This window comes from Streptomyces sp. NPDC034037, assembly GCF_055575715.1.
The window spans coordinates 983,428-1,010,352 of record NZ_JBVISC010000001.1 but is presented as its reverse complement, the minus strand read 5'-3'; the positions used below and the strand labels follow the sequence as shown (position 1 = coordinate 1,010,352).

The 26,925-nt window shown below is 68.8% G+C and carries 31 protein-coding genes, 1 tRNA gene and 1 pseudogene; 11 read left to right on the top strand and 22 right to left on the bottom strand.

Features of this window, described 5'->3' with window-relative positions; all coding sequences use genetic code 11:
* The first annotated feature begins 667 nt into the window (after positions 1 to 667).
* Positions 668 to 832 (top strand): hypothetical protein, encoded by a 165-nt coding sequence (locus ACZ516_RS04560; RefSeq protein ID WP_358580471.1) that lies wholly within the window; start codon positions 668 to 670, stop codon positions 830 to 832.
* 221 nt (positions 833 to 1,053) lie between these two features.
* Positions 1,054 to 2,223 (top strand): hypothetical protein, encoded by a 1,170-nt coding sequence (locus tag ACZ516_RS04555; RefSeq protein WP_469008443.1) that lies wholly within the window; start codon positions 1,054 to 1,056, stop codon positions 2,221 to 2,223.
* Positions 2,224 to 2,304: 81 nt separating this feature from the next.
* Here ACZ516_RS04555 and ACZ516_RS04550 read toward each other — a convergent pair whose 3' ends face one another.
* Entirely contained in the window at positions 2,305 to 3,111 is an 807-nt protein-coding gene (locus ACZ516_RS04550) for a class I SAM-dependent methyltransferase (RefSeq protein WP_469008442.1), read from the bottom strand.
* A gap of 284 nt (positions 3,112 to 3,395) precedes the next feature.
* On the opposite strand from ACZ516_RS04550, the gene ACZ516_RS04545 reads away from it, so the two are divergent.
* Entirely contained in the window at positions 3,396 to 4,268 is an 873-nt protein-coding gene (locus ACZ516_RS04545) for a hypothetical protein (protein WP_361075835.1), read from the top strand.
* A gap of 294 nt (positions 4,269 to 4,562) precedes the next feature.
* Here the strand turns inward: ACZ516_RS04545 and ACZ516_RS04540 are convergent.
* A tRNA-Arg gene (locus tag ACZ516_RS04540) sits at positions 4,563 to 4,635 on the bottom strand.
* 270 nt (positions 4,636 to 4,905) lie between these two features.
* On the opposite strand from ACZ516_RS04540, the gene ACZ516_RS04535 reads away from it, so the two are divergent.
* The 4 genes from ACZ516_RS04535 to ACZ516_RS04520 all read left to right on the top strand — a co-directional run bounded on the left by ACZ516_RS04535 (position 4,906) and on the right by ACZ516_RS04520 (position 10,936).
* Positions 4,906 to 6,597, top strand: coding sequence for a GTPase domain-containing protein (locus tag ACZ516_RS04535; protein ID WP_469008440.1), 1,692 nt, complete (start codon positions 4,906 to 4,908; stop codon positions 6,595 to 6,597).
* Positions 6,594 to 8,672 carry a GTPase gene (locus ACZ516_RS04530; protein ID WP_469008439.1) on the top strand — a complete coding sequence of 693 codons (2,079 nt, stop codon included), beginning with the start codon at positions 6,594 to 6,596 and terminating at the stop codon, positions 8,670 to 8,672. The genes ACZ516_RS04535 and ACZ516_RS04530 overlap by 4 nt, the downstream gene beginning before the upstream one ends.
* Positions 8,673 to 8,795: 123 nt before the next feature.
* Positions 8,796 to 9,215, top strand: a complete 420-nt coding sequence (locus ACZ516_RS04525) for a single-stranded DNA-binding protein (RefSeq protein WP_358699075.1) — start codon at positions 8,796 to 8,798, stop codon at positions 9,213 to 9,215.
* Positions 9,216 to 9,526: 311 nt separating this feature from the next.
* Positions 9,527 to 10,936 (top strand): Cys-Gln thioester bond-forming surface protein, encoded by a 1,410-nt coding sequence (locus ACZ516_RS04520; protein ID WP_469008438.1) that lies wholly within the window; start codon positions 9,527 to 9,529, stop codon positions 10,934 to 10,936.
* An 86-nt stretch (positions 10,937 to 11,022) separates the two neighbouring features.
* Here ACZ516_RS04520 and ACZ516_RS04515 read toward each other — a convergent pair whose 3' ends face one another.
* From ACZ516_RS04515 to ACZ516_RS04465, 11 genes are all read right to left on the bottom strand, one after another.
* Positions 11,023 to 11,319 carry a DUF3303 family protein gene (locus tag ACZ516_RS04515; protein WP_358587697.1) on the bottom strand — a complete coding sequence of 99 codons (297 nt, stop codon included), beginning with the start codon at positions 11,317 to 11,319 and terminating at the stop codon, positions 11,023 to 11,025.
* A 280-nt stretch (positions 11,320 to 11,599) separates the two neighbouring features.
* A complete protein-coding gene (locus tag ACZ516_RS04510; protein ID WP_469008436.1) occupies positions 11,600 to 12,853 on the bottom strand; it encodes a tyrosine-type recombinase/integrase in 1,254 nt (417 codons plus the stop codon).
* Positions 12,853 to 13,023, bottom strand: coding sequence for a helix-turn-helix transcriptional regulator (locus ACZ516_RS04505; protein ID WP_469008723.1), 171 nt, complete (start codon positions 13,021 to 13,023; stop codon positions 12,853 to 12,855). The genes ACZ516_RS04510 and ACZ516_RS04505 overlap by 1 nt, the downstream gene beginning before the upstream one ends.
* A gap of 29 nt (positions 13,024 to 13,052) precedes the next feature.
* On the bottom strand, positions 13,053 to 14,447 hold the full coding sequence (gene repSA, locus ACZ516_RS04500; protein ID WP_469008435.1) for a replication initiator protein RepSA: 1,395 nt from the start codon (positions 14,445 to 14,447) through the stop codon (positions 13,053 to 13,055).
* Between the two features lie 89 nt (positions 14,448 to 14,536).
* A complete protein-coding gene (locus tag ACZ516_RS04495) occupies positions 14,537 to 14,854 on the bottom strand; it encodes a SpdD-like protein (protein WP_469008433.1) in 318 nt (105 codons plus the stop codon).
* 23 nt (positions 14,855 to 14,877) lie between these two features.
* Positions 14,878 to 15,033 carry a hypothetical protein gene (locus ACZ516_RS04490; protein ID WP_361443481.1) on the bottom strand — a complete coding sequence of 52 codons (156 nt, stop codon included), beginning with the start codon at positions 15,031 to 15,033 and terminating at the stop codon, positions 14,878 to 14,880.
* Between the two features lie 13 nt (positions 15,034 to 15,046).
* Positions 15,047 to 15,238 carry a mobile element transfer protein gene (locus tag ACZ516_RS04485; RefSeq protein WP_376495179.1) on the bottom strand — a complete coding sequence of 64 codons (192 nt, stop codon included), beginning with the start codon at positions 15,236 to 15,238 and terminating at the stop codon, positions 15,047 to 15,049.
* Positions 15,239 to 15,270: 32 nt separating this feature from the next.
* Entirely contained in the window at positions 15,271 to 15,921 is a 651-nt protein-coding gene (locus ACZ516_RS04480) for a DUF2637 domain-containing protein (protein WP_469008431.1), read from the bottom strand.
* A gap of 82 nt (positions 15,922 to 16,003) precedes the next feature.
* On the bottom strand, positions 16,004 to 17,359 hold the full coding sequence (locus tag ACZ516_RS04475) for an FtsK/SpoIIIE domain-containing protein (RefSeq protein WP_469008429.1): 1,356 nt from the start codon (positions 17,357 to 17,359) through the stop codon (positions 16,004 to 16,006).
* A gap of 3 nt (positions 17,360 to 17,362) precedes the next feature.
* A complete protein-coding gene (locus ACZ516_RS04470; RefSeq protein ID WP_469008427.1) occupies positions 17,363 to 17,719 on the bottom strand; it encodes an SCO3933 family regulatory protein in 357 nt (118 codons plus the stop codon).
* Between the two features lie 139 nt (positions 17,720 to 17,858).
* Entirely contained in the window at positions 17,859 to 18,638 is a 780-nt protein-coding gene (locus ACZ516_RS04465) for a GntR family transcriptional regulator (protein WP_469008426.1), read from the bottom strand.
* Between the two features lie 18 nt (positions 18,639 to 18,656).
* Between ACZ516_RS04465 and ACZ516_RS04460 the strand changes: the two genes are divergently transcribed.
* Both ACZ516_RS04460 and ACZ516_RS04455 read left to right on the top strand, forming a co-directional pair.
* Complete coding sequence (locus ACZ516_RS04460; RefSeq protein ID WP_469008424.1) at positions 18,657 to 19,121, top strand: NUDIX hydrolase; 465 nt, start codon at positions 18,657 to 18,659, stop codon at positions 19,119 to 19,121.
* Between the two features lie 475 nt (positions 19,122 to 19,596).
* Positions 19,597 to 20,121 (top strand): hypothetical protein, encoded by a 525-nt coding sequence (locus ACZ516_RS04455; protein WP_469008423.1) that lies wholly within the window; start codon positions 19,597 to 19,599, stop codon positions 20,119 to 20,121.
* 218 nt (positions 20,122 to 20,339) lie between these two features.
* Here the strand turns inward: ACZ516_RS04455 and ACZ516_RS04450 are convergent, their stop codons facing one another.
* The 4 genes from ACZ516_RS04450 to ACZ516_RS04435 all read right to left on the bottom strand — a co-directional run bounded on the left by ACZ516_RS04450 (position 20,340) and on the right by ACZ516_RS04435 (position 22,405).
* Positions 20,340 to 20,639 carry a hypothetical protein gene (locus ACZ516_RS04450; RefSeq protein ID WP_469008421.1) on the bottom strand — a complete coding sequence of 100 codons (300 nt, stop codon included), beginning with the start codon at positions 20,637 to 20,639 and terminating at the stop codon, positions 20,340 to 20,342.
* The gene (locus ACZ516_RS04445) at positions 20,636 to 21,382 is read right to left on the bottom strand and encodes a GntR family transcriptional regulator (protein WP_469008419.1); all 747 of its coding nucleotides are present in this window, start codon (positions 21,380 to 21,382) and stop codon (positions 20,636 to 20,638) included. The genes ACZ516_RS04450 and ACZ516_RS04445 overlap by 4 nt, the downstream gene beginning before the upstream one ends.
* The gene (locus ACZ516_RS04440; RefSeq protein ID WP_469008418.1) at positions 21,379 to 21,603 is read right to left on the bottom strand and encodes a hypothetical protein; all 225 of its coding nucleotides are present in this window, start codon (positions 21,601 to 21,603) and stop codon (positions 21,379 to 21,381) included. The genes ACZ516_RS04445 and ACZ516_RS04440 overlap by 4 nt, the downstream gene beginning before the upstream one ends.
* A 523-nt stretch (positions 21,604 to 22,126) precedes the next feature.
* Positions 22,127 to 22,405 (bottom strand): hypothetical protein, encoded by a 279-nt coding sequence (locus tag ACZ516_RS04435; protein ID WP_469008417.1) that lies wholly within the window; start codon positions 22,403 to 22,405, stop codon positions 22,127 to 22,129.
* 78 nt (positions 22,406 to 22,483) lie between these two features.
* Here ACZ516_RS04435 and ACZ516_RS04430 point away from each other — a divergent pair, with 78 nt between their 5' ends.
* Together ACZ516_RS04430 and ACZ516_RS04425 are read left to right on the top strand one after the other, a co-directional pair.
* On the top strand, positions 22,484 to 23,242 hold the full coding sequence (locus tag ACZ516_RS04430; RefSeq protein ID WP_469008415.1) for a GntR family transcriptional regulator: 759 nt from the start codon (positions 22,484 to 22,486) through the stop codon (positions 23,240 to 23,242).
* Positions 23,243 to 23,303: 61 nt separating this feature from the next.
* A protein-coding gene (locus ACZ516_RS04425; protein WP_469008413.1) for an IS630 family transposase occupies positions 23,304 to 24,394 on the top strand; the annotation gives its coding sequence in 2 pieces (ribosomal slippage) (positions 23,304 to 23,759 and positions 23,762 to 24,394; 1,089 coding nt in all).
* 188 nt (positions 24,395 to 24,582) lie between these two features.
* On the opposite strand, the gene ACZ516_RS04420 is transcribed toward ACZ516_RS04425, so the two are convergent.
* The 5 genes and pseudogenes from ACZ516_RS04420 to ACZ516_RS04400 all read right to left on the bottom strand — a co-directional run bounded on the left by ACZ516_RS04420 (position 24,583) and on the right by ACZ516_RS04400 (position 26,832).
* Positions 24,583 to 24,885 carry a DUF6342 family protein gene (locus ACZ516_RS04420; RefSeq protein ID WP_469008411.1) on the bottom strand — a complete coding sequence of 101 codons (303 nt, stop codon included), beginning with the start codon at positions 24,883 to 24,885 and terminating at the stop codon, positions 24,583 to 24,585.
* Positions 24,886 to 24,997: 112 nt separating this feature from the next.
* Positions 24,998 to 25,312: a DUF6342 family protein gene (locus tag ACZ516_RS04415; protein WP_469008410.1), complete on the bottom strand. Its 315-nt coding sequence runs from the start codon at positions 25,310 to 25,312 to the stop codon at positions 24,998 to 25,000.
* 107 nt (positions 25,313 to 25,419) lie between these two features.
* Positions 25,420 to 25,725: a DUF6342 family protein gene (locus ACZ516_RS04410; protein WP_469008408.1), complete on the bottom strand. Its 306-nt coding sequence runs from the start codon at positions 25,723 to 25,725 to the stop codon at positions 25,420 to 25,422.
* Positions 25,726 to 26,002: 277 nt separating this feature from the next.
* A pseudogene (locus ACZ516_RS04405) lies at positions 26,003 to 26,209 on the bottom strand (helix-turn-helix domain-containing protein); the annotation flags it as partial.
* Positions 26,206 to 26,832 carry an HAD domain-containing protein gene (locus ACZ516_RS04400; RefSeq protein WP_469008406.1) on the bottom strand — a complete coding sequence of 209 codons (627 nt, stop codon included), beginning with the start codon at positions 26,830 to 26,832 and terminating at the stop codon, positions 26,206 to 26,208. The pseudogene ACZ516_RS04405 and the gene ACZ516_RS04400, both read right to left, overlap by 4 nt.
* Positions 26,833 to 26,925: the final 93 nt, after the last annotated feature.

Genomic DNA, 26,925 nt, shown 5'->3' with positions numbered 1-26,925 from the left:
CTCCTCTTCGGTTTTCGGGACAACCGGTCGGAGCCGGATACGCGTATGCGCAGCGGAGGGGGGACGCAGTGCGCGGCCCCATCGACCGGTCAGTACGCCTAACAATTCGTCACATCTCTTCCGTCAGAGGTCGGGAGGGATGCCTGAGTCCGACAGAAACACCCCGATCGGACCTCTGTGCTACTCGGTGGTGCAGGTCGGAGAGCCGGGGAGTCGGCCACATCAAAGTTGTAACCCGGGCAGGAGGGCGGCGCGAGTTGGGGCGGACGGAAAGAGCCCCTCGAGGGCGCGCTTTGCTGCCCGCTCATGAACAGACGGGTGGCGTAAGGGCTTTGGAGCGACTGGGCGACCGCCGCATGAATAGCGCCGATTGCCCGTCACCCGTTCCCGGCGTCAATTGACCCGTACGGCCCGACAAGTTGGCACGGCTCGAAAGCCCGGGCAAGGCTCAGCGCGAAAACGTTTCTCCCCATGCGGGGCGGCCCGGTGATGACGTCGACGTGCCGCCATCTCGCCCTGCCCCGCACAACTCCCGAAAGGAGCAACGCACATGCGAGCGTTTCTCGCGGTTCTCGCCTCCGTGGCACTTGCCTCGGTGGCCCTCACTGGTGAAGCCGCCGCCGAGACGCCTGCCCGGCCGGCGCCCGCCCCCCGTGTCGTAGGCGCCATGGACCCGTGTACCCCGACGCAGTTCGAGGGGCCGCGGGAGGAGCAGGCGTACTGGTACTACGACCAGGACGGGGGCTGGTGCCACTACGCCGACCAGCGGCTTCCTGTCCGCGAGGACCAGCGCTGGGACAACTACGGCGACTGCTGGGACAAGTGCGGCTGAAGTGAGGTGCGGGGCTGGGTCGTTACCGGCCCGGCCCCGCTCAAGGTCACACCAATGCACCAAAAAATCGGATAATCAACGCCTACGGGTGCAGAGGGCAACAGACCGTGTTTAAGGTGCGGTTGCTCAAGGGATCACTGTGACGGGAATCTCCGGTGACGGGATTCGTGCCGGTCGCCCGTGTGGTCCGCCCCCTCCCCGTACTACCTCAGGAGACCCCTGTGTCCACACTCGACCTGCCCACGGCCCGCTCCGCCCGCCGTGGCCTCCTCCTCGCGGCACTCACCTGCCTGAGCCTCACCATGCCGGCCCCGCCGGCCCACGCCGACCCCGTCCGCAGCGACTCCGTGGAACTGCCCGCCCTGCCCGAGGCGCGGGCCTACGACGCCAAGCGCAAGCCCATCAAGGACTACCGAAAGGTCCTCCAGGAATGCCAGACGCCGCAGGGCAAGCCGTCCCCGTGCGTCTTCGAACTGAAGGAAAAGAAGGAGTTCAACACCGCCGTGGTGTCGGTCGGCAACGCGGTCGAGAACTGCACCGACGACTCGATCATCGTCACCAAGGAGGCGGCGCTGACGTCGTCCTCCACCGACAACATCGGCGGGGAGATCTCCGGCAGTGCCATGTTCGAGGGAACGATCAACAACACTGCCTCGGTCACCATGGACGACACTGCCCAGGTGACGGGATCGGCGACCAAGCAGAACGCCACCGAGAGCACCCATCAGACCTGGTCGCCGCACAGCTCAAAGGCGCAGTCCTCCAGCACGAGCAAGGCCAGCTCCCAGTACAGCGCCACCGCCACCGGCCAGAACACCGCGCACGTCGGTGCCACGGACACCGTGCTCGTGGGGGCACGCGCCAGTTTCACCGCGGCCTTCCGTGCGACGTTCTCCAAGTCCTGGACCAAGTCCGCGACCGAGACGACGACGCACAAGTTCGAGGTCCGCCCCGGCAGGACGCTCCACTTCGGCGCGGCCTTCGCCATGTCGACCATTACCGGCGACATGACGAACAAGGAGAACGGCAAGAAGCTGGAGAACTTCTCCATGCACACACCCTCCATGGCGAACTCCAGCCGCCTCATCGCCCAGGCGTTCAACTCACAGAACTGCCCGAAGCTCGCGCAGCAGCAGGGGCAGCTCAACGGTGAACAGGGCGAGCACAACAACGGCCAGAGCGAGTCCGGTGAGGAGCCGGCCAAGAAGAGCCCCCAGGGCCAGACTGGTGACACACCGCAGGAGCAGACGGCCGGCTCTGGCTCTGGCGCCGCCGACACCTCAGGGCCGCAGCGGGCCCTCAAGCCCGGCCGGCAGGCCACGGAGGCGCAGGCCAGCCTCATCCCGGGCAAGCAGCCCGTGGAGACCTGGCAGGTGCCGCTGCGTCGATGACCGCTGCACCGATGACCGCTGCACCGATGGGCGGTGACCGCTCACGCGGGGCCGGCCCCGGCCCCGGAAGGCCGGCCCCGCTCAGGAGCGCGGGCGATGGATGTGCAGCGCGTGCTGGTCGTTGCTGATGGTGTAGCCGCCGTCGAGGTCGTGGAAGTGACTGCGTACGTAGTCCTCCACGGCCTTGCGGCTGACCGGCGCGTTCGGAGAGGAGCCGTCGACCCCGTCCCGGTCCGGATCCGACGGAACGCTGAGGTGGAAGTCGGCGACGGCGACAGCCTCGTCGAGGTCCTCGGTGCGGTACCGGGCGGTGACGGTCTCCAGCCGTACGCCGCCCACCAACTCCGTCGCTTGCGCACGGAGTTCATCGGCGAGTTCACGCAGATCGAATCGAGTACCGGTGAAGTGCTCCACCATGCGCATGCAGCTGCTGTCCGACTTCTCCATGAGGATGAGAAGTAGCCCACCCGGCGCGAGCCACCCCATGACGCGCAGCGCGGCGGCCGTCCACTGCCGGCGGGGGACGTAGTACAGCACGTGGGAAAGCAGAGCCAGATCGACGGTGATGTCCAGGTCCGCCTGGAGTACCGGTTCGGCCAGCACCCTGGCGTCGGGACAGTTCCGGGCCAGGGCCTCACGCATGGGCGAACTCGGCTCGATGCACACCATCTGCTCGAAGGACTGTCCTACGTGCCGGGTCATGCTGCCGTCGGCCGGCCCGACGTCCAGGAACACCCGGCGCGCGGGCAACTGACGTACGACGTCGGTGAGGTAGTCACGCGTACGGGTCTTTTGATTGGTACCGGCGAGGAAGAGGTCGAACGCGGCCCGGTAGGCGTCCCCGTCCGACCGCAACTCCCCTGCCGTATCGCCGTCCTGCGGTGCCATGGTCGTACCTTTCGCGGCGCAGCCGTCTCGTAACGGCTCGTGCACGACAGGTGTACACGGCGTCACCGCACTTCCGGTGCCCACCACGCCGGTTGAGGCTCAGAAGGGTCACCCCTACCTCTCCTCGCAGGTCAGGAGCCGTATGTGCAGGGCGAGTTGAGAGCCGTGAAAAATCGCCCGCCGCTCATTCGGACGCGCTGCTGATGCGCTCGGCTTGACGACGAGTGAAGCTCACATCACGGACAAATCGTCCGCAACAACCCAGTAGAACCAGAGGAGATGCCATGCGAGCATCCGCTGTACTGACCGCTGTCGGCCTGGCCACCGCCGGCCTCATGGCGGCCCTTCCCGCCACCGCCCAGGCGACCGCCGCCACTTCCGCCGCGACCGCGCGGACCGTGGCCGCGCCCGCCGCCGCGACCCCGCACTCCGAGGGCCCCGCGCTCATGCTCATGGCGCAGGAGACCGCCGACTGCCTGGGCCTGCCCACCGATACGACCGCCGTGGACCGGGGCGTGCGCGGCTTGGCCCTGATCCGCCTCGGTCACATCCCCGTCACCGCCCCGCCGACCGCCCTCACTCAGTGCCTGGAGCAGGCGGCCAAGGACGATGACAACCCCATCCGCCAGCTGGCGGCCAAGCATGGAGACCTGCTGGGGCTGAAGTCCGACACCGCCGGCAACGGCCGTCCGCCGCGTGAGTGGCTGCGTCCCAGCCCGGTGAACGCCCACACCGATCCGGACGCGCACCTCCGTGCCGGTGCCGACGAGCCGGTCCCGCCCGACCCCTCGACCCCGTCGAAGCGGCCCTCCCCGGAGGCGTCCGTCGGCACCATGGAGAACCCCCCGGTGGCGATCGTCGACACCGTCGTCAGCAAGGTGTGCACCGACGTCCCGATCCCGGTGAAGCGGAACATCGTCGGGCTGGCCGGCGTCGAGGTGCGGAACGTCCTCACCGCGCACCGGAACGATCGGTGCGCCGACGGCTTCTCGCCCTACGGTGAGTACGAGCCCCTGCTCGACCTGATCGACAAGCTGCCGCCGCTCTCCGAGAAGGACCAGAAGGAGCTGCGGGAGCAGAGGGAGCAGAAGGAGAAGCAGGACCGGGAGAAGGAAGCGGCACGGCTGGAGAACAGCAAGCGCCCGGTGAACACGTAGCCGCGCACCGCCTCGAGACGGCGTCCCCGAACGCGTACGGCGATCGGGGACGCCACCCACGCTTCGACCACCGGCTGGCGCCATCACGAGGTGAGGACGTCACCGCCGCCCTGGACGACCACCTTTTCGAGTCGCTCGAGTCGCTCGGCGCATGACGCGAAGGGGCGGGGACGCACGAAAGTCCGCCTGCCCGTGTCCACGAACGTGGACAGGCCAAGGCGCTTGCTGTCATGGCGAAGTGCCCCCGGACACGAAAGAGCCTCTCACGCGTTTCCGCAGGTGAGAGGCTATTTGCGCCCCCGGCAGGACTCGAACCTGCGGCCAAGCGCTTAGAAGGCGCCTGCTCTATCCACTGAGCTACGGGGGCCTGGGTGTGGCCGGTGGCACGGGTCCGGATGTGGGGGAGGTCCGTGGCCTTGCCGGGGACAAGGATAGGGCTCCCGGGACCCTGTCCTTGCTGCTTCGCCTCCGCGCCGTGATGTGGAGGTTCGGTGAAGCGGTCCTGATAATCGCAGGCAGGTACGAATCTCGCATCGCTTTTTGCGCCTCGCGCCCCGGGTGTTGTGCACTCGTTATGCCTGCGCCCCCGGCCGTCCCTTCGCTCCCCGGTGTTCGACCGGCGCGCAGGGACGTCCATATGCTTCAGAAAGCCGCCAAAATTGGGCATTCTTCGCATGTGGTGACCTTGGACGTACGGCCTCAATTGCTTGACGCACTCTCCGCCCTGCGCGAGCGTGTCGCCGCCGCACGCTTTCCGCTCCCCCTGCCGGGGGCGCCACGCGCGCGTGCCAACCGGGACGAGCTGCTCGCGCAGCTCGACGACTATCTGGTGCCCCGCCTCAAAGCGCCGGAGGCGCCCCTGCTCGCCGTCATCGGCGGTTCCACGGGAGCGGGCAAGTCCACTCTCGTGAACTCCCTGGTGGGGCGTCAGGTCAGCGAGGCGGGTGTGCTGCGGCCCACGACGCGCACACCGGTGCTCGTCTGCCATCCGGAGGACCACCACTGGTTCGCGGACATGCGGGTCCTGCCGGACCTCACGCGCGTGTGGCTGCCTCAACCCGTGTGCGCGCAGGGTGGCGACGGAGACGACGAGGATGACGGCGACGACGACATGCCGGCCCTCGGGAGCGAACTGGAACGGGCCCTGCGGATCGAGACCGTCCACAGCCTGCCCCGCGGTCTCGCCCTCCTCGACGCGCCCGACGTCGACTCCCTCATCGCCGAGAACCGGGTCCTGGCCGCCGAGCTGATCTGCGCGGCCGACGTGTGGGTCATGGTGACCACCGCCTCCCGGTACGCCGACGCGGTGCCCTGGCATCTGCTGCGTACCGCCAAGGAGCACGACGCCACCCTCGTCACCGTCCTCGACCGCGTGCCCCACCAGGTCGTGACCGAGGTCTCGCGGCAGTACGGCGCCCTGCTCGCGAAGGCGGGCCTCGGCGACGTGCCCCGCTTCACCGTGCCCGAACTGCCCGAGTCCGCGGGCGGCGGCGGACTGCTCCCCTCCACCGCCGTCGCGCCCCTGCGCGCCTGGCTGACCCAGCGCGTCCAGGACCCCTCGGCCCGCGCCCAGGCCATCACCCGTACGGCCCGCGGCGTCATCCGTTCGCTCGACTCGCGGATGCCGGAGCTGGCGGGCGCCGTCGCCTCCCAGTACGCCGCCGCGCTCCGGCTCACCGCCGCCGTCGACGAGGCGTACGACCGCGAGCACGCGCGCGTGCAGAGCCGTCTGGAGGCGGGCGGCGTCCTCGCGGGCGACGCCCTGAAGCGGTGGCGCAGCTATCCCCTCGACTGCGGGCCCGGCGAACTGCTCGACGCCATCGCCGAGAGCCTGGAGGCGCTGCTGCTGTGCGCCGTCACCGCCGCCGACGAGCGCATCGACGAGGCCTGGCGGCGCGAGCCCGCCGCGGCCGCTCCCGGCCTCGCCGACCGCGACCCCCAGGTGGAGAGCGCCGAGCACCGCATCGGGATGGCCGTACGCCGGTGGCGGCGCGTCCTGGAGGAGTACGCCGACGACGAGGTGCGCGCGATGGAGCGGGTCGACAAGGCCCCGCTGCCCGACCCGGAGGTCGTCGCCGCGCTGCTCGCCACGGCCCTGCTCGGCGGGCATCGGGCGCGGGCGGCCGGGGAGATCCTCGCCGAGCGGATCGGCGCCCAGGGAGCGGTCCGGTTGCGCGACCGGGGCGAGCGTCTGCTGGCCGCCTACCTGGAGAAGGTCCTCGCCGTCGAGCGGGACCGGCGGCTCGCCCCCCTGGACGCACTCGAAGTACATCCCGAACCCCAGGCCGAACTGATCGCCGCCCTGTCCGTACTGCAGAAGGAGAGGTGACCGCCGTGACTGCTGTCACTGATCACACCGAACGCGACGAGCGGGAGGACCGGGAGCGCCGGGAGGACCGGGAGCGCCGGGAGCGCCGGGAGCGCCGGGAAGGCCGTGACGCCGGGGAAAGCCGTGACGCCGGGGAAAGCCGTGACGCCAGGGAGAACCGTGATGCCCGGGACGCACAGGACGCCCGGGACGCGCGGGACACCCGTGAAGAGCGGGGCGCCCGGGAAAGCCGCGAGCAGCGGGCGGAGCGGACGGAGTCGGCAGAGCGAAGGGAGCCGGCCGAGCGCGGGGTTCGCGTAGAGCGGGAAGAACCGTCAGGCCCGGGGCGGCCGGACGACGACCCCGAAGGGGCCTGGGACGACGGCCTCATCGCCCGGCGCGTCGCGGAAGGCACCCGTCCGGAGGACACGGCCCCCGGTGTCCGCGCCTACGCCCCCGCCCCCTCCGGGACGCCCACCTCGTACGAGGGACCCCTGCGCGAGCGGCTCGACGCGCTGCGCGAACTCGTCGGCCTCTCCCGCACCCGCCTCGACAGCGGCACGCTCGCCCAGGCCGGCCGGGTCCTCGACGAGGCCGCCGCCCGGCGCAGGCTCTCCGACCGGCACACCGTCGTCGCCATCGCGGGCGCCACCGGCAGCGGCAAGTCCACGCTGTTCAACGCCCTCGCCGGGGTGATGATCTCCGAGACGGGCGTGCGCAGGCCGACCACCGCCGCGCCCATCGGATGCAGCTGGACGGACGGCGCCGCCGGGCTGCTCGACCGCCTCGGCATCCCCGGCAGGCTGCGCCGCCGCCCCCTCCAGGGGCCCGGCGCCGACGACCTCCAGGGGCTCGTGCTGATCGACCTGCCCGACCACGACTCGGCGGTCGGCGAGCACCGCGAGCACGTCGACCGGATCCTGGCGCTCGTCGACGCCGTCATCTGGGTCGTCGACCCGGAGAAGTACGCGGACGCGATGCTCCACGAGCGTTATCTGCGGCCCATGGCCGGACACGCCGAGGTCACCTTCGTCGTGCTCAACCAGACCGACCGGCTGCCCGGCGACGCCGCCGACCAGGTCCTCGACGACCTGCGGCGGCTCCTGGACGAGGACGGCATCGCGCTCGGCGAACACGGCGAACCGGGCGCCACGGTGCTCGCGCTCTCCGCGCTGACCGGTGAGGGGATGGGCGATCTGCGCGAGGCCCTCGGCCAGTTCACGCAGGAGCGGGGCGCCGCGGCCCGCCGGATCGCGGCCGACCTGGACGCCGCCGCGGAACACCTGCGTCCGGTGTACGTCGCCGGGGCGTCCCGGGTGCGCGGGCGCGGGCGAGGGCGCGTCGGGCTGAGCGAGGAGGCCCGCGAGGAGTTCGCCGACCGCCTCGCGGACGCGGTGGGCGCCGCCGCCGCGGGCGACGCGGCGGAGCGGGCCTGGCGCCGGCACGCGGGCAGGGCGTGCGGCGATCCGTGGTTCAGGCTCTGGCGGTGGTACGAGGCGCAGCGCTCCCCGGGCGGCCCCGTGACGCCCGCCGTGCCGATCCCGGTGGACGAGGAGGTCACCGCCCGCCAGCGCGTGGAGCACGCCGTCCGCACGGTCGCCGACGAGGCGGCGGCGGGGCTGCCCGTGCCCTGGGCGCTTGCCGTGCGGGAGGCCGCGGCGCGCGGCGCGGAAGGGCTGCCCGAGGCGCTCGACGAGCTGGCGGTGACGGTGGGCGTGTCGGGCGGGCGGCCGCCGCGGCCCGGCTGGTGGCCGGTCGCGGTCCTCGCCCAGGCGGCGATGACCTTGCTCCAGGTGGTGGGCGGGCTCTGGCTGGTCGGACAGATCATCGGGATCGCCGAGCCGAACCTGGGCGTGCCCGCGCTGCTGATGGTGGCGGGGATCGCGGGCGGCCCGTGCGTGGAGTGGGCGAGCCGGATCGCGGCGCGCGGCCCCGCCCGCCGGTACGGGCAGGAGGCGGAACGCCGGCTGCGGGAGGCGGCCGCGGGGTGCGGCCGGGCCCGGGTCCTGGATCCGGTGGCGGCCGAGCTGCTGCGCTACCGCGAGGTCAGGGAGCAGTACGGGCGGGTGGCGGGGGCGCGTGCCGCTGTCGGGTGACGGAGTTGTCCACAACCGGTGGGTAACCCACAGGGCTCAGCGGGCCCGGCGTGACCGGTGCAGTCTGGGAGCCCGGCCGCGGCAGGCGCGGCGGGGCACACGGACGTACGGGAGGGGCAGGGCATGAACGAGACGATGGTGACGGTGGTGGGGAATGTCGCGACGACGCCGGTGTACCGGGAGTTGCCGTCGGGACCGGTGGCGCGGTTCCGGCTCGCGGTGACGGCGCGGTACTTCGACGCGGTGAAGGACACCTGGCAGGACGGGCACACCAATTTCTTCACGGTGTGGGCCAAACGGGCACTCGGCAAGAACGTGCAGGCGTCGCTCGCGGTGGGTGAACCGGTCATCGTGCAGGGGAGGTTGCGGGTGCGGGACGAGGAGCGCGGCGGCCAGCACTGGACGTCGGCGGACATCGACGCGCAGGCCGTCGGCCACGACCTGTCGCGCGGCACCTCGGCGTTCCGGCGCGTGCTCAAGGCGGACGGGGCGCCGACGGAGGCCGCGCCGCCGCGCAAAGCGGCGCCGGAGCCGGTGGGGTGATGAGTGGTCAGGGACACGGGCCCGGGTGGGGCGCACCGCCGAATGGCTGCGTCCAATGGCGTTGATTTGTCGATAAGCCCAGCTCGGGAGGGGTGTTGGGGATAACGATTCCGAGTCGGATCGGTGATACGACGATATGACCGAGGGTCGCGGTGTGCCGCTTCCTTAGGATGCCGGACGTAGCTCACGGGGCAGTTGGCAGGAGGCGCCACGCAGGTGGCAGGTGGTCCTGCCGCTTTCAATCTGCTGGCGGGACCACCCCCCACGTTGTGAACGGGTCCCGTCCGGAGGGGAATTCTGTGTTTTCTGCGTTGTCCATACGGAGTCGGGGCGCCGCCCGCCTCGCCGTCGTGACCGCGGCGTCGGGACTGCTCGCCGCGGGAGCGGTGGCCGCCGCGGGATCCGCCGCGGCGGAGGAGGTGCCGCGGCAGCGGGGCGGGGCGACCGCGACGCTGGGCGGCCTGCAGACGTACGACCAGGCGGTCGTCCGGGAGGGCGGCAGCTCACAGCGGGTCCCCGCCGGACTCTTCGAGATGTCCGTGGAGGACGGCGGCACCCTCCAGACGTACTGCGTCGACATCCACAACCCCACGCAGAAGGACGCCCGGTACCAGGAGACGCCCTGGAGCGGCACCTCGCTGAACCGCAACCGTGACGCGGGCCGCATCCGCTGGATCCTCCAGCACTCCTACCCGCAGGTGAACGACCTCGCGGCGCTCGCCAAGAAGGCGGGCGCGTCCTCCCTCACCGAGAAGACCGCCGCGGCCGGCACCCAGGTGGCGATCTGGCGGTACTCGGACGGCGCGCGGGTGGACGCCGTCGACCCGCAGGCCGAGAAGCTCGCCGACTACCTGCACAAGAGCGCGCAGGCCAGCATCGAGCCCAAGGCGTCGCTGACGCTGGAGTCGCCCGCCGTCTCCGGGCGCCCGGGGGAGCGGATCGGTCCGGTCACCGTGCGGACCGACGCGGACGCGGTGTCCGTGGCCCCGCCCGGGGACTCCGCGGCGAGCGGGGTGAAGGTCGTCGGCAGGAACGGTAAGCCGGTGAAGTCCGCGCGCGACGGCAGCCGGCTCTACTTCGACGTGCCGAAGGACGCGCCCGACGGCTCGGCGGCGCTCTCCGTGCAGGCGTCGACGACTGTGCCGGTCGGCCGGGCCTTCACCTCGGAGACCCGGAGCCAGACGCAGATCCTCGCGGGCTCCAGCGAGTCGACGGTCTCCGCGACCGCGACGGCCGACTGGGGCGCCAAGGGCGCGGTGCCGGCGCTGTCGGCGGAGAAGAACTGCGCCAGGGGCGGTGTGGACATCACTGCGAGCAACAAGGGGGACGCTCCCTTCACCTTCCGGCTGATGGGCGTCAAGCACACCATCGAGGCGGGGACGTCGCAGACGGTGACGGTCCCGTTGCAGGAGGACCAGGCCTACGACTTCACGATGGTGGGGCCGAACGGCGTCGAGAAGCGCTTCAGGGGCGTGCTCGACTGCCGTACGGAGGGCAGCGGCATCGGCACCAAGGCCCAGCCCGCCAACCAGCCGAGCCCCGCGTCGGCGGGCGGCACCTCGGTCGGCGCCGACCTCGCCGAGACCGGCAGCTCCGGCAATACGCCGCTGATCGCCGGCATAGCGGTGGGGTTCGTCCTGCTCGGCGGCGCGGCGGTCTTCTTCGTACGCGCCAAGAAGGACCCGGCGGAGACCCCGGAGGAGGCGGCCACGGAGAAGTAGGAGCGCCACGCTCTGGCCGCCCCTCCCGGGGAGGGGCGGGCTCCGGGTAGCCCGCGCCGGATTCGCGCCGGAGAACCGAACCGGACTCAGTCCCGGTGCAGGGCGGCCAGACCCTTCCGCAGATCCTCGGCGGTCATGACCGGCTGGATCTCCACCTCCGCGCCGAATTCCCGGAAGAGCGACTCGGAAATGGCGGGCAGCTGGGAACTGTCCTGCATGTCGAAGACGAAGGTGCAGGAACGCCCGCCGTCGCAGGGACCGAAGTAGGCCGCCTCGGGCTTGAGCTGTTCCATCAACTCCTGCATGGTGTCCGGCAGCGCACCGCTCTTGAGTGCCTCATTGGACGCCTGCGTGTCCAGGCGTGCCCGCAGCATGACCCTCATCACACCTGCTCCTTCCGGCCACCACGACCGGCACGGATCCGTCCCGCGCTCACTGGGACCCGGTGACGTCCCTCTCAGCGTCTCTCCGCCTGAAACGGGCGGCAACATCTGACCCCCGGCCCCCACCGGGGCTCACTCCCACCTCGCTGGTTTCCGCCCAGGGGTGGCAGTCAGGCAAGATGGGGTGTTTTTGCCGAGCCTGATCATGGCAACGGCCCCTGACCAGCGGCGGAATCGCTAGCCAGGGGCCGGGACCGGGCCGTGGGCCGTCTGTGGGCCGTCAGGCCGCCGGGGCGATGACCAAGGCAGGCTTTCGCAGGAAGACGGCAGACAAAGCCGTCCGCGTCCGTGCCTCGCTGCTCGGCATCAAGTGGCTGTAGATCCGCAGTGTGAATCCGGGGTCCGAGTGTCCCAGATAGACACTCAAGGCCTTGATGTTCTCACCGGCGTCCAGGAGCACGGAGGCGTAGAAGTGCCGCAGAGCGTGCATGCCGTCGTCCGGCGCAGCCGCATAGCGCTCGCCAGGCAGCTTGGGCGGGATGACGCCCGCGAAGGCCAGGGCGGGTTTCCAGACGTAGTCGTCGAAGTAGCTGCGCCAGATGGCCTTGCCCACTCCGCTCGTGAAGACGAGCCTCCGTGTCACCGGCGGCCCGTCCGGTGTCTTCCACGGCAAGGTGACCTCGACGGTAGGGAACTGGTCCATGTGTTCACGGAAGCTCGCCGCGACCACCGGGCTGAGGGGTACGTCCCGCAGCTTGCCCCGCTTGGGCGGAGCGAAGACCAGCGTGCCGCGTACGCGCTTGACCTGCTGGCGGACGTGCACCCAGCCTGGGTCGAAGTCGATGTTGTCCTCAGCGAGGCCGAACACTTCTCCCTGCCGGAGCCCACATCCACCACCCGCGTCCACGGTGGCGGCATACCGGTCGGGCAGCCCCGCGCGCACAGCGAACACGCGCTCCTCGGTCCAAGGCTGAATCAGCCGGGGTTCAGGCTCCGGAGCCTTGACCGACTGGGCATGGCAGGGGTTGGACCTGATCACTCCGTCGTCAACCGCAGCGTTGAACAACGACGACACCGAGTCGTAGATGGCGCGGCGGTACGTCGCGTTCGGCACCGCCAAGCTGAGCGTGCTCAACCAAACGCGCATGTGCTCGGGCTTGAACGAGCCCATGGGGCGCGGCCCCAGGTAGGGGACCGCGTGCAGTCGGATGCGTCGATCCACGACTTCCTGACTGCCCAGGTCCGTCGTCAACCCGCCCAGCCACTTGGCGGAGTACTCACGAAACGTGATCTGACCGGCTTTCGGGTCGATGAACTGACCCGCGTCCATGTCTGCCTTGACTCGCGTCAGCCACTTCTCGGCGAGTCCCTTCTGACGGTCCGGGAAGCTCTTGGACTGCTCCGTGCCGTCGGGACCGACGTAGCGGGCGCGGTAGCGCAGGCCAGTGCCATAGCGGTCTGTCTTGGTGCGGACGGTCTTACCGTTGGCGTCAGTCTCGGTCTTGAACCAACGATCTTGGATGTGCCCGGCCATCAGGCCGCCGCCGTTTCTATGAGGGAGTCAACCCAGGCACGGACGTCGGCGGGGTCATAGCGCAGGTGCCGACCGACGCGAAACCCTCTGGGCCCAGTGCGCTTGCGGCGCCACTGGTACACCGTCTCGACGGGTACGCCGAGGAGGTCGGCGACGTCGAGCGGAGTCATGTAGCGGTGAGGCAAGACGTGCGCCACGATCACCACTCCCGCTCGTCTGCGAGGTCGGCGAGCACTTCGCGGGCCGTTTCGCGGTTGAGCTGGAGACCCCGGGCGATGGTGGCCGCGAGGGCGAATTCCCCCGGGGTGTGGCCATGACCCGCGTACTGCCAGTCGGCAAGGACCAGGACGGTGTCCGGCTCGCGGTCGTCGAGGCTGAGGGCTTGGCGCTCTTGGGCGGCTCGGAAGTCGGCCCGTGCCTGACGGAGTTCGCCGAGGGTGGTGGAGTAGCGGCGGGACTTGGAGGAGAAGTGGCCGCGGAAGCCGAGCATGTGAGCCCAGGCCCACAGCCGCCGGTCCGGGTACAGGCGGTCCATGTCGCGGCATGCGGTGATGAGTCGGCGAGTGTGGTCCGGGATCTGGTGGCGATCGAGTTCGGCGAGTTCACCGATGCGGCGGTCAAGGGTGCCGGTGTTCTCGGCGGCCTTGGTGGAGTACTTGGCGACGTAGGAGGCAACAGCCTTTTCCGTGATGTCGGAGCTGTTGCCGAATGCCTTCACCGGTCGGACGTCGAGCTGTGTGCCCCAGCGGAAGGACCGGGCCGGTTGGTCCCCGGCGGCCGGGACGGAGACGGACGTGTAGGAGTGCGCCGCAGCAGCGTGGATGGCGTCGGCGAGGAGACTGACCGTTGCCCAGGCAGGCGGCGGCGTTCCGGGTCCATCCGGTCCGTCGAGCCGGATCACCGCGTGGAAGTGGAGGGCACCTCGCTTCTGGAATTCGGCGACCTTGCCGTAGGAGACACGAACGCGGTCGGTGAGTTCTCGGCGGGTGAGGCCGGCGCGGGCGGCAAGTTCGCGGCGCAGGCGTGTGGTGAAGCGCTGCCAGAGCTGCCCGGCGTGGTTGTTGGACAGGACGGCGCCCGCGTAGTCGTACGTGGTGGGGTCGAGAGCGGTGCCCAGTTCCGGGGCGTCCGGGGCGTGCTGGGCGCCGCAGCGGCAGGCCCCCCGGTCCGGCCGGTTGTGGACCGGACCGAAGGAGGGAGCGGTGAGTGTGGTGAACACGCGCGGGTGGTCCCGAACAGTGGTGGGAACGTCACGGCGGTCGTCCCCGGCCAGGCCCACGCGTATCAAGTGGTAGGTGTCCCCGGCATAGGTCCAGGCGCAGGAAGGGCAGCGGGAGGCGCGGCGGTTGCCGCAGGCGAGGCGGAGGCGTCCGCCGGGCTCAACGGCGGTCGTGTAGTGGTGCAGGGTCTCGCCGGTGGTCTTGTCCTTGTGGAGGGTCCAGTCGGTGAGGTGGATGGGGTCGGAGCAGCCGCCGGTGCGACGGATCTGGTCTTCCCAGCGGGTGTAGTCGGGGGCCGAGGCGACGCGGAGGAGGTCGCCGAGAGTGGTCGGGTCGAGCAGCGGGGCATGCGCGGTCGGGGCGCGGTGCGCCATGCTGGGTGCTTCCTTCCGGTTGTGAGATCGGTTGGGAACGGCGCCCGGGCGGCGGATGCTTGGCGGTATCGAGGCCGCCCGGGGGCCGGTCAGCGTCGCTTGGTGTCGGCGTGGACGAGGGAGCGGATCACCAGGGCGCAGACAGCGACCGAGGCGCCGGTGATGGCGATGGCCAGGAGCATGGAGACGAGAACGGCGCCGACGACCAGGACGAGGGCCGTTCCGCCGCCGATGAGGGCGAGGGTGGTGCCCGGGGTGACCTGGATCGTGGGCCGGGAAGGCGCCGGAGCGACCGGAGCAGGAGACGGAACCTGCGCGCTCGGCACGACGACGGTCGGCTCCACGACCATGGGCGGCGTGACGTGACCGGTGGGCGCGGGGTTGGTCGGGACCTTGGGACGGAGCATCGGTGTTCTCCCTTCGGGTCGTGTTACTTGACGAAGTCGTTGACGACGGGGGCCAGCACGCTGTCGGCGAGAAGGAAGCCGCCGAGGAGGAGTACGGCGATGAGCCACCAGGGCGGGCGGATGAGCTTGACGCCGAGGTAGCCGACGGTGAGGAGCGCGAGCCAGAGCGGAACGTCCATCGGGGGAAGCCTCCTAGTTGACGCGGCAGCGGTGGGTGCGGGCGGCGAGCTGTGCGGCGGACTGGCTGGAGTAGTCGGCGGACCAGCCGCACCGGTCGTTGGTGCACACGGCGGCGTGTTTGGTCTGGCCTCGGCGGTCGCGGTGGGTGCCGATCTGCACGGGGCCGATCCGCATGACGGAGTGGAAGAAGTCGCGGGCGGGCATGTCAGTCGATCTCCTCTTGTGTCGCGGTCATGTCATCCGAGTTGGGCAGCGATGGCGTCGGCGAGGTGAGGCGGGACGCCGAGGCGGGCGCGGAGGGTGTCGGTATCGATCCGGGCGCCGGTGCGGGCGTGGTGGTCGTCGGCGACTTTGCGGGCGTGGTCGACGAGCGCGGCCGGTACCGGCACAGCCGTGGTAGGGGGAGGGGTCTCCTCGATCTGCGAGGCGGCGGGAGGTTCGGGCGCCGGGCCCGGCTCAGCGACCGTTTCCGGCGCGGGAGCCGAAGCCAGGGCGGAGGATGCCGGCAAAGCGGGGGAAGGTTCTGCGGGTGAGTGGGTGAGGAGGGTTCCGCCCATGAACGCCAAGGCAGGCCATGCAGCGACAAGGACACGCAGCCAGGCCGGAATGTCGCCGAGGTCGAGGAGTCCGGCGGTGGCGACGTTGGCGCCGAGCGAAGCGACCAGAGCGATGAGGAACCAGCACCACGCCAGCCGGGACGGTCCGTCGGCACGCAGCCGTCGCCAGGCGGCGACCAGGAGCAAGTCGACTGAGACCGGATAGGCCCAGGCCTTCCAGCCGGTCTGTCCGGCAGCGGCGGCGAGGTCGTGCAGGTGGGCGAAGGACAGTGCCCCGGCGATGACGGCCTGAACGAGTACGGCGTCGATACGGAGAGCGGGGCGGGCCATCACGGCTCCTTCCTGTGATCAGGCATGGCGGGGGTAAGGACCCGGCGCGAGGGACGGCCGCGCCGACCGTGGGAGGGGAGGGTCAGGTGGTGGCGGGGGCTGTCTTGGACAGCGGCACGCGAGCCGAGGGCAGCGGAGCGACCGCGGGCCGGAAGGGCGCGAGGGCGGGCAGCTCGGGGGTGCGGTCGGCGTGCTTGTTGCAGACGTTCACGGCCTGGCGCAGTGAGGTGTGCGGGGCGCGGATGCGGTGCCAGCCGCCGGTGGAGTCCCCGGCGATGGCAATACCGCGTGTCTCGGCCGGAATCTGGATGGCGGCGAGCACGGCGTCCGGGGCGATGTCGCCGAAGGCCATGTTCGCGGACGTCTCGTCGTTGACGCGGTGAGCGGTGCGGCCGGTGAGCTGGGCGCGAAGCATGGTGATGCCCTTGCCGAGTTCGGAGCCGAAGCGCTGCCCGCAGATCTCCAGATGGACGCCGGCCGCGCGGCCGAGCTGGGCGAGGCGGACAAGGGCGGTGATGATCCGGTCTCGGCGCTTCTCTTCGTCCTTGCCGGCGAAGAGCGCGAGTTCGGAGACCTCGTCGACCAGGACGACGACCGGCACCGGCCACAGGTCCTCGGGCAGGTCCCAGATGTCGGCGGCGATCTCCGCATCCGGCACAGCGACACTGATCCGCTGCTCGGCGCGGATGAGCTGGTAGACGTCCTGCATGTGGGACACCAACGCCTCCAGCAGCTCTAGCGCGGTGTCCGGGTTGTCGGCGAGCGCGGAGAACCGGCGGGCCAGCGGGAACAGCTCGACCCCTTGCTTGCAGTCGATGCCGACCAGAGCGACGTGGTGCGGCGCGAGCCCGGCGATCAGATTGCGCTGATAGACGGACTTGCCGGACTCTGTGGCCCCGATCGTCAGACCGTGCGGGACGGCGCGGTAGTCGCGGTAGTGGGCCGAGCCGTCCTCCCGCAGAGCGACTGGAATACGCATCGGGCGAGCGTCGGTCTTGGCCGGCATCTGCACCCGCTTGAGTACGTCGTAGCCGGTCATCCGGATCTCGACCACACCCGAGCGCAGCTCACGAGATGTCACCCCGTACATCCCGAAGGAGTGGCGCAGCCGGTCCGAGGCGGCGGCGACATCGAAGGCGTCCTGTCCCGGGCGGAGTTTGAGGCGGAGGACCAGGCCAGTGCGGGTAGGTCGCAGCCGCAGAATGCGCGGTGCGCGGGATTCCGGGGCCGGGCGGTTGGCTATCCGAGCCAGCATCAGCCGCCAGCGCGAGGGCGGGACCGTGAGCCCGCAGGCCTCCATGACAGAGGCGTAGCGGACCAGGACGCGCACGACAGCGAAGGTGACCCCGAAAGTCCGCCAGTACCAGGCGGGACGCCGCCACCGCAGGAGACCCGCAGCGGCGACGACCACCAGCGGTAAGACCGTCGGCCACGTCATGGCTCAGGCCGCCTTCGAGCCCGTGCCCGTGGTGGCCAGCGAGGTGACGGCGACCGCGCGGAAGGCGATGCCGTGCCGCTTCTGGCCGTTGAACTCGTTCTCCCAGGGCCGGGCGATGAGCCCCGTGAGTGCGGCCGGGGTGCCCATGGTCAGGTCACCGGAGATACCGGTCTCCGGGACGGTGACGGACAGGATCTCGACTTCGTCGTTGGCCGCGAACATCACGTCCACGGTCATCAGCTTCGCGCCGGTCTCGGCGTCGGTGGCGATCTCGCCGGTACGGCGATCACGCACCTTGGGCTGCGGGATCTTGGCCACCATCACGGTCGCGGCGGAGGTGTCGACGGGGATCTGACGCACAACTGATCACTCCTCTATAGGTGCCGAGCTCCGTCACTCATGTACATGAGTGACATGAAGAAGAGTGCATCACTCCTGTACATGAGTCAACCCGTCGCGACACCGAAGTCACGACGGGTTGCGAGAAGTTGAGCGAGCGTCAGTCGGCGGCAGGGATTCGGTACTCGAAAACGAACTGGTCAGCAGCCATGAGCGTGTCGCAGACCTCCACCACGACCCCGGCCGTCGTACGGGCCTCCCGGATCAGGTGCACCACCGGCGCCCCCGGACTCAGCGCCAGCTCGGAAGCTTCCGCCTTGGAGGCCGGCCGCGCTTGCAGCGTCTCGACGAACTCCGCGAACTCGTGCCCGTGGTCTTCGAGTCGGGCGTAGATGCCACCCCCGCCGGGGTTCTCGGCGAACAGCTCGGGGATGTCCTTGACGACGTCCCACGGGAGGTAGGAAGAGGCGGTCTCGACCGGGGTGCCGTTGCGGAAGTAGAGACGCCGTCGGGCGAGCACCTGAGTGCCGACGGGGACACCGAGCCGCTGGGCGGCATCCGCGGGAGCCTCCATAGGCCCGATGTAGAGGACGCTCACCTTGGCCGTGGCGCCGGACTGCGCGGACTCCGCGAGGTACGCGGCCTTGCCGCCCTGACGGAGCGAGCGCCGGAAGCGGTCGGAGGAGCGATGCCGCACCGGCGGCCGGTCCTTCACGATCGACCCCTTGCCGTGCCGTGTCTCGACGAGCCCACTCGCCCGCACCTCGACCATGGCCTTGCGGATCGTGCCGCCGGACACGCCGTAGCGATCCACCAGCTCCGATTCACTCGGCACCATGTCACCGGGCTTGAGCACACCCGCCCGGATCTGCTGCACAATGTCGTCCGCGATCTGCACGTACCGAGGCCCGGACCTGCCCCCCTCTACCACAGTTCCCATAGTCCTTCCCTGCCTCCTATGCTCCTGTACATGAGTCAATCACAGGACGCGACATCGCCACCCCTGCACTCCGTATCCGTAGCCGGAGTCGTGGTGCGCGAAGACGGGCGCCTCCTGGCGATCCGCCGAGCGGACAACGGGACATGGGAACTCCCCGGTGGCGTACTCGAACTCAACGAGACCCCAGAGGCCGGCACAGCCCGCGAAGTCTGGGAAGAGACCGGCATCCACGTCGAGGTCGACGAACTCACCGGCGTCTACAAGAACACCACCCGAGGCATCGTCGCCCTGGTCTTCCGCTGCAAGCCCTCCGGTGGCACCGAACGCACGTCGAGCGAGTCGACAGCCGTCTCCTGGCTCACACCGGACGAGGTCAGCGAGCGCATGTCCGAGGTCTACGCAATCAGGCTCCTGGACGCCCTGGACGGCAACGGCCCCCACGTACGAAGCCACGACGGCAAGCAACTGATCCCTGCGGGATAAGACTTTCCCTACTTCATCAAGGCCCGCGCACGGCGCGGGCGCGCCGCCTCTACGGCGCGGCCCGCCTCCTGTCTTCGCCCCGGCTGGCCGCGCCCGGCGGCGCGCTCGGCGGCTGCGGGTATGAAGTGGGGAGACACCCTCTGTGGCTGGGGCGGTCGACTCCACGGCTTTAGGCAGCCACTTTGGGGCGAGCCTCTAAGATCTTGGCCCCAACGTCGTGCTTTAACGGGCAGGTCCACAGACTGCCCGACTCGCCATCAGCTTACGGGGCCAAGATCACTCGCCCCAAAGCAGCTCCAGCCCAAAACCGCTCCGCCGACCTCAGATGTTCGCCAGCTAATCGATCACAAGATGATCAAACCGCCATCGGCATCGGCATCACTGCGGAAGGATCATTGACATGGTTAATTCTCCTCTTCTCCTCTCGATAGTGGGGATAGCTGGCACGCTAGCCGGTGGCGGTCTAACCGGATTCATGACCGCCAGAATTGAGCGCAGGAGGGAAGTTGCCGCCGAACGCCAACAACTCCGTCAGGAGCAGGCAACCGAGCGCTCAAACGCGCGCGAACTGAAGATCGAGCATTACAGGTGGCGGAGAGACCGCCGCCAAAGTGCATACGTAGATTTCTTCGCCGAATCTCAGAAGATTCTGTTTGTATTCTCCAAAATCCACGCGCAGGTTAGCGTGAGGGGCGATGATTCAGAATCGATCCGTCAACTATTGGCGGAAGCGCAAGAGGCAACCTCTGTCCTGCTTCGACACACGGCCATTGTGCAAGTGGAGGGTCCAGCAGAAGTAGGTATCCGAGCGGCGCACATCAACACAAGACTGACTCTTCTTATAAGCTCTGCTGCTATGGCCTTGAGATCACCGAATGGGGATGAAGCCATGAGGTATAACCGTGAGCTGAACGAAAGCATCCACTCTCTCACGGAGGCGCAAGGGCAGTTCCTCATTGCAGCTCAGGCCGCTATGGACGAGACAGTAGCAATTGAATGATGAACGCCCCCCTGGGGCCGTCCTCGGGCCGTGGAAGGGCGCTCAACGTTGACCAACGTCGACAGCTGCCGACAGCTCAGGGCGTTGATCGATAAGGCAGCCGCAGGTCACGGCCACCAATGATCAGTAGTGGCTGTTCTGAGTGGGCGACGTCGAGACGAGAAGTTTGGCGGGTTGAGGTGGGGCCCGCCTCGCAGATAAAGGTGTGACGCTCTCACTCAACAACGTAGTTCGCTCACCGCCAATAGATGGCCGCGGCTGGTTGCGATACGGAGAACGTCTCGCAGGGCGTTGGTCAGTTCCTTCACCAAGTGTTGCGTCTCCGCAAGGGGCGCATCCTGGTTGCTGAGGATTTCGGTGGCGTGCTCCAGAAGCGCGGCCGCCGTGCCGAGTTGGACCGCTTCGATGTTGTCCGCCAGGCGGGACATGAAGCCGTCCCGGTCGTCGGTGCTCAGGTAGCAGGGCTTGCCGCCGGGGCCTGACCACGGCAGGAGTCGCAGTTCGTTCGGCGCTGTCATCCTTGGGTCTGCCTCTCGTCGGTCACGTGGTGAGTGGTGAAGACGGCGTCGACTCGACCCGCCGGGAAGGCCAGGAGCGCGGCTTCGATGACGCGGCCGGTGGAGTCGGTGGCGATACGGGTGATGGAGAGGACGACCGACCCCAGGCCGATCCGGAGGGCCGACGCTTCGTGCGGGGCCGGGGGGCGAGCGCACACCGTCTCTCGGACAGCGGCCGGCGGCGGGCCGAGAATGGCGAATCTTGTGGCCGCCTCATGAGATGTGGAGTCGTCATCGGGGACTGCGGCCGGGGCCCGGTCGCGAGGCATATAGGTGCGAGCCAGGCCGTGCGGCGATTCCCCGTCGAGGCTGAGGCATGTGAACTCCGCCAAAAGACTTCCTGGGGGCACCTGCAATAGGGGCGCCAGGTGGCCCTCAGCCTGAACCGTGGTGCTGCGGACCTCTACGCGCAACGCCGGCTCGGCGGCGGTCCACGGGTCCAGGATGCCCCAGCCGCCGCCGACGTACATGATCTTGCGTTGTGGGTTGCGGACGAAGTTGCCTTTGCCGTGGACCTTCTCGACGAGGCCTTCGCCTTGGAGCACTGCGAGCGCTTTCCGCAGTGTCACCGTGCTGACCTTGTACCGGTCGGCGAGGTCGGTTTCCGACGGGAGGCGTTCGCCCGGCAGGATGCGGCCCGTGGTGATCTGGTGCCGCAGGTCGTCGGCGATGTCGTTATGGCGTGAGCGCACGGGGCCGGTCACCGCCTTCTCACCATTCGCACGGCGACAAGCCGGGTACGCGTATGTATGGTCAGCAACTCGCCCGACTCGAAGACGACTTGCTTGGCCGCCTGGGGGAGCTGGAAGAGGTCTTTCACCCGGTAGGCATGGCCGCCGAGTTGAATGATGTCGCCGCGCTGCACGGTGGCCGCGGTCACCTCGACGTTGGATGCCAGCGCGCCGCCGGGTGCCCGCTCCCTCACCGCTGCACCTCCGGAGGCGCCGTCTGGCCGGATAGCGGATGGCACGGGCAGCCGCACATCTCGTAGACCACCGGGAGGTCGACCGGCGCCGGGGTCGGGGATGATTCCGCGCACGCGTGGTGGGTGCCGATCCGGCATGCGGTGGATCGGTAGGGGACGGCTGAGGTGTCCGTGACGCGGGTCGGTCGGCGGGAAGGCATCAGTGGGCCCCCATCAGGGCCGACCACGCGTCGGCCGGCAGATACGGAGCGACGACCACTTCGCGTGTCCTCACGCGCCTCTCCCAGGCCAGCAGGTACGGGCGGACGAGCGTGATGTCCTCACCCCTGAGGGTCTGTCCGCGGCCCACGATGTCGGAGGCACGCCGGCAGGCGCCCGTCGTCCCGTGCGAAGACAGGGAGGAGATGGGGGCGACCGAAGGCCCGGAGGTCGTTAAGGTGCGGCGGTGCCTGCCTCTGCGCAAGTGACGCTCTCTGATGAGGGAGAAGGCGCGGCGGATACGGTTGAGCACGCTGTTCAGCTCCTATCGCTGATGGCTCGGTCCCCCGACGTCGCCCGTCGTAGGGGCCGCTTTGCGTACGACCGCCCATAAGGTGCGGCCGTTCAAGCTGGTGGCGAGGAGCCCGAATCGGTCAGCCTCGGCCACCACGTGCAGGACCTCCCGCCATGACTCGGCGGAGAGCGATTCCGGCACCTCTGCTTCCACCGACGTGTGCCGGGGGTGTTCCTCCACTCGCGCGAGAAATCCGAGCGCGGACAACCGGGCGGCGATGGCCGCCGCGCTGACTCCCGAAGCGGGCACAGGGCAGCCTCCGTCCCCAGCGATTACGTTGAGTAAAGCTAGTTAACTAGATTAGAGCTAGTGGACTAGATTTTCCATATGTCTGAGCAGCCGCCCTATCTCCGCGTCGCCGACGAACTCCGGCGGCGGATCGCTGAGCGCGTGTGGGAGCCGGGAGACCGCCTGCCCTCCCGCGCCCAGATCGGCCAGGAGTGCGGCGTGGGCGAGAACGTGGTCCGCCGGGCGCAGGAGCTGCTGATCTCCCAAGGTGTGCTGGAGGGCCGCGCCGGGTCGGGTACCTACGTCGCCGAACCCCGGGAGCGAGTGCGGGTGGTGCGGTCGTCGGCGCGCGAGCAGCCGAACAGGTCGCCCTTCAGGGCCGATATGCAGGCCGTGGGCAGGCAAGGGGATTGGGAGAGCCGGACGGACGCCAAGGTGCCGGCTCCCTCAGACATCGCGGCTCGCCTGGGGATCGACGAGGGTGCGCTGTGCGTGCGGACCGCATACGAGTTCCTGGCGGACGGCAGGCCAGTGCAATTGTCGACGAGTTGGGAGCCGTACGACCTCACCGCCGGCACTCTCGTCGTCCTCCCGGAGGGAGGCCCGCACGCGGGAGCGGGCGTCGTGAACCGCATGGCCGCGATCGGTGTCACGGTCACCCATGCCGTGGAAAGGCCCGAGCCCAGGCAAGCGACTGTCGAGGAGGCGTCACTGCTCGGCATCCAGAAAGCCGCGCTCGTCACGCACATCCGGCGGACGTACTACAGCAACGAGGGTCGGCCCGTAGAAACAGCGGACATCGTGGTGCCCGCGGCTCACTGCGAAATCGTCTACGAGATTCCGATCAGCCGTTACTGACCTTTGCGGCGTGATGTCGTTGGGGGCTGACGATGTGTGGTCGTTGCGGTATGCCGGTTGTGTGAGATATCCGCAAGGTGGGCTGACGCCTGAACGGCAGGCGTTTCGCGAGCGGCTCCGGCTGGTGGCCGCGGAGCGCTTCGCGGCGGGTGCCTGCAACGCCGAGATCGCCAAGGACTTACGGGTGAGTGTGCGCTCGGTGCAGCGCTGGTACCGAGCCTGGCGCGACGCCGGCACCGAGGGGCTGCGGTCTGCCGGGCCGGTGTCACGGCCCAAGTTGAGTGAGGCCCTGTTCACCGTGCTTGAGCAGGAGCTCGCCAAGGGGCCGGTCGCGCACGGCTGGTCGGACCAGACGTGGACGCTGGCACGGATTAAGACGTTGATCGGGCGCAGGTTCCACAAGAGCATGACGCCGTCCGCAATCGCGCAGATGCTGCACAGGCATGGTTTCAGCCACCAGGTCCCGGCCCGCCGAGCGATGGAGCGCAACGAGGAGGCTGTCGCGGGCTGGGTGAAGGAGACGTGGTCGCAGGTGGAATGTCCGTGGCGGCGCTCGACGCCTGGCTGTGCTTCGAGGACGAAGCTGGCTTCTCGATGACGCCGCCCACCGCACGGACCTGGGCCCGGCGCGGACACACGCCCCTCGTCCGGGTCCGGGGACGCTCCCAGCGCCGCTTCTCCATCGCTGCTCTGACCTGCTACAAGCACGGCGAACGCTCACGACTGATCTATCGGCCCAAGCGCCACGCCGACCACAAGCGCGGCGGAAGACGCAGCTTTACCTGGACCGACTACCGCGACCTGCTCATCGCCGCACACCGGCAGCTCGGCGCACCCATTGTGCTCGTGTGGGACAACCTCAATGTTCACAAGGATCGCCGGTTACGGAAGTTCGTTGACACCCACGACTGGATCACCTGCTACTTCCTGCCGGCCTACGCACCCGACCTCAACCCCGTGGAGGGCATCTGGTCACTGCTGCGACGCAGCAGCCAGGCCAGCACCGCCTTTACCAATCCCGATCACCTCATCAGCACGCTTCAACGTGGTCTCCGCCAGATTCAGTACCGCAGCAACCTCATCAACGGTTGCTTCGCCGAAACCGGGCTCACCTTGACGGCACACCACGCCGACAACGTCAGTACTGATTGAAGGGCCCTGGCCTGGCGTTATGGCAGGTCAGGGCCCTTGGCAGCGGACGCAGTCATGGGGTCTCACGGAGACCCTTTTTACTTAAGAAACCAGGCGTTCCAGTTTGCGCCTGTATGCGTTGTGGCCCAGCGGCCTGCATGGGCCATGAGGCAAGTACCTGAGTCGCAATCAGCAGGGGAGGGTGTCGGCTACTTGTAACCCAGATTGGTCTGGCCCGGGATCACCTTGCCCGCGATGCGCAGGTTGCCATCAGAGTCCAGCACTCCGATGATCTTCTTCTGCGTCCCCTGGTAGGCGGTGAAGAAGATCTTGGCCGTTTCGTGCGTGGGGATCAGGTTCGTGTCCACGCAGATCTCGATGCTGTTGGGCGAACCGACCACTACGTCCTTCTTCGCCGAGGTCGGGAAAACCTGGTTCTGGGACAGCTTGACGCGGCCGTGAGGGTCGCCGTCGTCCCAGTCTGACGCCAGGCCGAGATCGATGTCAGGCATGCGGGTCTCCTCGATGAGCAGTCGAAGTGAGCAATTCATGTAACGATGCCGACGTACTGGCCGTGAAAAAGCGCGGGCGAAGGTTCGGCCCTGCACGGGCAAGGGACCGACGTCACCTGAGAGGGTCGTTGTAGCGCAGGTTCGCCTGGTCCTGCATGACTTTGCCCGCAATGCGCAAGTTGCCTTGAGCGTCGAGTACTCCGACGATCTTCTTCTGGCCTCCCCAGTAGGTCGTGAAGTAGACCTTGGCTGCTTCCTGCGAAGTGCTCTGGCTCGCGTTCACGCAGATCTCTACGCTGTGGGGCGAGCTGACGAGCACGTCCTTCTTCGGCGAGTTCGGGTAGAACTGGTTCTGGATCAGCTTGACGCGCCCGTGGGTGTCGCCTTTGTCCCAGTCCGTTGCCAAGCCGAGATCGATGTCGGGCATGCGGGTCTCCTCGAAGAGGGGGTGAAGTGGGCGATCCATCTGTTGGTGTGCCAGCCGTGAAAGGTGCGGGCAAAGGTCCGGTCCAGGCGGGCAGGGACCGATGCCGCCTAGTCTGCGTAACCCAGGTTCGTCTGGTCCTGCATCAGTTTGCCCGCGATGCGCAGGTTGCCGAGGGAGTCGAGTACTCCGATGATCTTCTTCTCGTCTCCCCAGTAGGTCGTGAAGAAGATCCTGGCCACGTCCATGGTCGTGTCCTCGTTCGTGTTCACGCGCAACTCGACGCTGTTGGGCGAGCTGATGAGCGTGTCCTTCTGCGGCGAGGTCGGGCGGACCCGGTTCTGGGTCAGCTTGACGCGGCCGTTGCGGTCGCCAGTGGTTGCGTCTGTCGCTAAGCCGAGATCGACGTCGGGCATATGGGTCTCCTCGAAGAGAAGTCGACGTGAGTGCTTCACCAGCGGCGTACCGGCCATGCGGCGAGGGCAGGCACACCCCTCTCCCTATGAACGACCCGGTACGCCCGTGCTCAATCGGGTTCAGACAGCAGCAGAATATGGCTGCAGCTGAGGCTCCGCAGTGAGTTGGCGAAAGATCGAGGTCCGAACTGGCCGGCAGCAAGCCGCAGCGACGGAAAGGCGACGATGCACATGGCGGCGGTGCTACCTATCGCAACCTGAACGCCAGTACGTGTCGTGACACCGGCCCGGCAGACCGCAGCCCCTCGGTGCCGGCGTCGCGCCAGGCTCGGTACCAGCGCTGCACCGAGCGCACACTCACCCGTAAGTCCTTGGCGATCTCGGCGTTGCAGGCACCCGCCGCGAAGCGCTCCGCGGCCACCAGCCGGAGCCGCTCGCGAAACGCCTGCCGTTCAGGCGTCAGCCCACCTTGCGGATATCTCACACAACCGGCATACGCAACGACCACACATCGTCAGCCCCCAACGACATCACGCCGCAAAGGTCAGTAGTTCCGCCGTCCAGGGTTGGCGCCTCCTGGCGCGGTGCTCGCCCCGGCGCGACGGCGTCGAGCCATTCGGTGATCGCCGAGAAGTCGGCATCGCGAAGGCCCTTGGCGGGGTCGACCTGATGAAGCAGCGACGGCCCGGGGTGGCAGGCGGCGACCCACTGACGATCCATTCCGCTGATCTCATCGTCGACCCAGATGAATGGCCGTCCGTTGGCCCACTCGACAAGGGGGCGCGTTTTCCAGTGCAGGCCTCGTGGGCCTTGATCGGTGCCTGTGTCCGGCCACGCCACCACGGGCAATCTCGGTAGTCCGATGCGCGGGGCGACGATCTCGTTCGCCTCCTCCGTCCACGTGGTCGCCCACACGAGCCGACAGCCCAGTGCCATGAGACGCGCCCCGATCCCGGGGTCGAGCCGGGCCAGCAACGGGTTCCCCTGATCGAGAGGTGTCGGGACGTACCCGTCAGAGATCTCCTGCCGACCGGTCGACGACCCGAACGGGATCAGAGGCCCATCGACGTCGAGGAAGAGGAGAGGGCCCTCCGATGTGCTGGTCACGGCCGCACCGTAGCTCAGCCTGGTGGGGGGGCGCGGCACCCTCGGGCCGGGCCGTCCCTGGGCCGTGCGAGGGCGACCAACGCCGACCGGCGG